This window comes from Acidovorax sp. HMWF018 (assembly GCF_003061035.1).
Classification (GTDB): domain Bacteria; phylum Pseudomonadota; class Gammaproteobacteria; order Burkholderiales; family Burkholderiaceae_C; genus Acidovorax; species Acidovorax delafieldii.
On sequence record NZ_QAIM01000335.1, the window covers coordinates 1 to 3,533 of the forward strand.

The 3,533-nt window shown below is 68.4% G+C and carries 5 protein-coding genes; all 5 read right to left on the reverse strand.

What is annotated here, in order from left to right:
• Nucleotides 1–233 (reverse strand): amidohydrolase family protein (locus tag DBR23_RS12635; RefSeq protein WP_369882110.1); only part of this gene is annotated, 233 nt, incomplete at its 3' end.
• Nucleotides 230–1,162, reverse strand: a complete 933-nt coding sequence (locus DBR23_RS12640; RefSeq protein WP_017407889.1) for a DUF1932 domain-containing protein — start codon at nt 1,160–1,162, stop codon at nt 230–232. The genes DBR23_RS12640 and DBR23_RS12635, both read right to left, overlap by 4 nt.
• 11 nt (nt 1,163–1,173) lie before the next feature.
• A complete protein-coding gene (ligK, locus tag DBR23_RS12645; protein WP_059400367.1) occupies nt 1,174–1,857 on the reverse strand; it encodes a 4-carboxy-4-hydroxy-2-oxoadipate aldolase/oxaloacetate decarboxylase in 684 nt (227 codons plus the stop codon).
• Nucleotide 1,858: 1 nt separating this feature from the next.
• On the reverse strand, nt 1,859–2,893 hold the full coding sequence (locus DBR23_RS12650) for an amidohydrolase family protein (RefSeq protein ID WP_059400368.1): 1,035 nt from the start codon (nt 2,891–2,893) through the stop codon (nt 1,859–1,861).
• A 33-nt stretch (nt 2,894–2,926) separates the two neighbouring features.
• A partial coding sequence (locus DBR23_RS12655) for a substrate-binding domain-containing protein (protein WP_108498482.1) occupies nt 2,927–3,533 on the reverse strand: 607 nt, incomplete at its 5' end.

The window sequence follows — 3,533 nt, forward strand, 5'->3', positions numbered from 1 at the left end:
GTGGCCTGCACCACCACGTTGCGGGCAAAGCCCAGGTGGTCGCGCAGCGCGTACAGCTCGTGCTTCGAGGCATCGCAGGGCGTGTACTTGCGCTCGGGCGCGTAGGGGAACTCCGCGCCCGGGCCGAACACGTGGCAGTGCGCGTCCACGCTGCCGGGCGGCACCTGGAAGCGGGGCTTGCTGGGTCCGGCGTACCAGTCGAGCCAGCCTGGGGTTTTCGTGAAAGTGCTCATGCGGTGGGTTCCTTGAGAGATTGCAACAGGCGGTCGGCCTCGGCGCGCCAGTCGGCGGCGCGCGCGAATCCCGGAGCGCCGCGTTCGCCGAACGACCCGGCGTCCGCGCGGTCCGCCATCCAGGCCTGGCGCTCGGCTGTGCCCTGCGCGGAGAAGGCGGGCATGCCCGCTTCGCGCACCGTGTTCGCGGACTCGTGCATCTCCTCGCTGCGGCGGCGGCCATGCTCGATCACGCGCTGGAAGAAATAGGCGCCCTGCTTCTCCCAGTCGATGCCGGGAAAGGTCTCCTGGAGCGAGGCGATGACCGCGTCCTCCACGCCGTAGTGCCGCGCGGCCGTGAAGCTCTCGATCACCATCGCCTCCAGGCCCTTGACCATCACGCTGCGGCACATCTTGGTGGCCGAGGCCACGCCCAGCCGGTCGCTGACGACCTTGGCGACGAAGCCCAGCGGCGCGATGGCCTCGGCCAGCGCCCTGGCCGAGGCGCCGCCCAGCAGCAGCGGCACCTTGATGCGGTAAGGTGGAATGCTGGTCATCACCGCGCCTTCGACGTACCGGGCACCGGCCGCATCAATCAGCGCGCCGGCCGCCTGCTTGGCACCCGGGGAGGCCGAGTTGAAGTCCAGATAGAAGGCTTCCTTGCGCACCTGCGGAGCGCACGCCCGGGCCACGTCCAGCGTCTGGCTGGCGGTGACGGCGCTGATCACGAAGTCGGCAGTGGCCGCGAGCCGGGCGTGGCTGTCGAGCAACTCGACGCCATGGGCCCGCGCGTGCTCCAACAAGGGCCGTTGTAGCGCACCGCCGAGCTTGCGGTCGTAGGCCGAGACGCGCAGCCCCTGGGCGCGCAGGTCCTCGCAGAGAATGCGGCCGACCTCGCCGTAGCCGACGAGGCCGATGTGCCAGTCCTGCGCCGATGCGGGGATGGGCATGGCGTAGGTCCTCAGTCGATGTAGCGCAGCCCGGCCTTTTCGAGCCCGGGGCGCATGTTGTACATATCCAGGCCGAGCACGCCCGAGGCGAGCTTGGCGCGTTTCTCGCCCTCGAAGCTCTCGCGCTTGCGCGCGGCCTCGAGCGTCTCGGCGGCGCGCGCGGCGGGCACGCAGACCACGCCATCGTCGTCGGCCACGATCACGTCGCCCGGCGTGACCCACATGCCGGCGCACACCACCGGGATGTTGACCGAGCCCAGCGTGGCCTTGATCGTGCCCTTGCTGGAAATGGCGCGGCTCCACACGGGGAAATTCATCTCCTGCAGGGTCTTCACGTCGCGCACGCCGGCGTCGATGATGAGCGCCCGCGCACCGCGCGCCTGGAACGAGGTGGCCAGCAGGTCGCCGAAATAGCCATCGGTGCATTCGGAGGTGACGGCCGCCACCACCACGTCGCCGGGCTGGATCTGCTCGGCCGCCACGTGCATCATCCAGTTGTCGCCGGGCTGCAGCAGCACGGTGACGGCTGTGCCGCTGACCTGCTGGCCGCCGTAGATGGGGCGCATGTAGGGCTTGAGCAGGCCCACGCGGCCCATGGCCTCGTGCACGGTAGCCGAGCCGAGGGCAGCCAGGCCGTCAGCGGCTGCGCGATCGGCGCGGGTGATGTTGCGGTAGACAACGCCTAATTCGTACATGTCAGAGCCCCTTTGCCTTCAGTCGTGAATCGAGTCGGGAGAACACGCGGCGCACATTGCCTTCGTAGATCTGGTGCTTGTCGTCGCCGCTCAGGATCTTCGACGCTTCGATGTAGCGCTTGGTGTCGTCGTAGTAGTGGCCGGTGGTGGGGTCGATGCCGCGCACCGCGCCGATCATTTCGGAGGCGAACAGCACGTTCTTCACCGGGATCACGGTGTTCAGCAGGTCGATGCCCGGCTGGTGGTACACGCAGGTGTCGAAGAAGATGTTGTTCAGCAGGTGGTCTTCGAGCAGGGGCTTCTTCATCTCCTGCGCCAGGCCGCGGAAACGGCCCCAGTGGTAGGGCACGGCACCGCCGCCGTGCGGGATCAGGAACTTGAGCGTGGGGAAGTCCTTGAACAGGTCGCCCTGGATGCACTGCATGAAGGCCGTGGTGTCGGCGTTCAGGTAGTGCGCGCCCGTGGTGTGGAAGCACGCGTTGCAGCTGGTGCTCACGTGGATCATGGCGGGCAGGTCGTACTCCACCATCTTCTCGTAGATGGGGTACCAGTGGCGGTCGGTCAGCGGCGGGCTGGTCCAGTGGCCGCCCGAGGGGTCGGGGTTGAGGTTGATGCCCACCGCGCCGTATTCCTTGACGCACTTCTCCAGCTCGGGGATGCAGGTCGCGGGGTCCACCCCGGGGCTTTGCGGCAGCATGGCCACGGGCACGAAGTTGTCGGGGAACAGGGTGGAGACGCGGTGGCACAGCTCGTTGCAGATGGCCGCCCAGGTGCTGGAGACATTGAAGTCGCCGATGTGGTGGGCCATGAAACTGGCGCGCGGCGAGAACAGCGTGATGTCGCTGCCGCGCTCCTTCATCAGGCGCAGCTGGTTGGTCTCGATGGACTCGCGCAGCTCGTCGTCGCTGATCTGCAAATCGGCGACCTTGGGCATGGCGGCCGGGTCCTTGATGCCGGCGATCTGCTGGTTGCGCCAGTTCTCCAGCGCCTTGGGTGCCGTGGTGTAGTGGCCATGGCAGTCGATGATGAGGCTCATTGCGTTGTGCTCCTTGGATCTTGGTGTTCGGGTTCAGGCAGGGTCCATGCCCTGGCGTTGCTTGGCTTCGGCCGCCGCTGGCGATGCGAAGAAGTCGAGCAGCGCCTTGGCGGCCTCGGGCTGCTGGCTGGAGGCAGCGACGCCCGATGAAAAAATGGTGGTGATCTGGATCGCAGGCGGCAGCGGGCCCACGATGGTGATGCCCTCCACGTGCAGCAGCTCGCTCAGTTGCTGGAAGCCGAGCTCCACATCGCCACGTGCCACCAGGGAGCCCACGGGCACGCCGGGCGGGGCCTGCACCATGCGGCCGGCCACCTGGTCGGCAATGCCCCAGCGCTCGAACAGTTTCGCCAGCGCCACGCCGCTCGGGCCGGTGGAATAGCTGATGCTGCGCGCGGCCAGCACGGCACTGCGCACTGCGTCTTCCGAGCCGATGTCGGGCAGCGGCGCGCCCGCGCGCACCGCCACGGCCACGCCGGAGCGCACCCAGTCGGTCCTGCTGCCGGCCACGACGGCGCCGGCCGCGATGAGCTTGTCGATGGCGTCAGAGGCAAGCACCACCACGTCGAAAGCCTCGCCGGCCTGCACCCGCTTGGCCGCGTCCACGCCGCCCACGGCCTCGATGGCTGCGCGCTGGCCG

What these genes read in the sequence shown, in the direction of transcription:
- ligK (WP_059400367.1), bottom strand. Translation starts at nt 1,857, where the DNA reads ATGTACGAATTAGGCGTTGTCTACCGCAACATCACCCGCGCCGATCGC.
- DBR23_RS12650 (WP_059400368.1), bottom strand. Translation starts at nt 2,893, where the DNA reads ATGAGCCTCATCATCGACTGCCATGGCCACTACACCACGGCACCCAAG.
- DBR23_RS12640 (WP_017407889.1), bottom strand. Translation starts at nt 1,162, where the DNA reads ATGCCCATCCCCGCATCGGCGCAGGACTGGCACATCGGCCTCGTCGGC.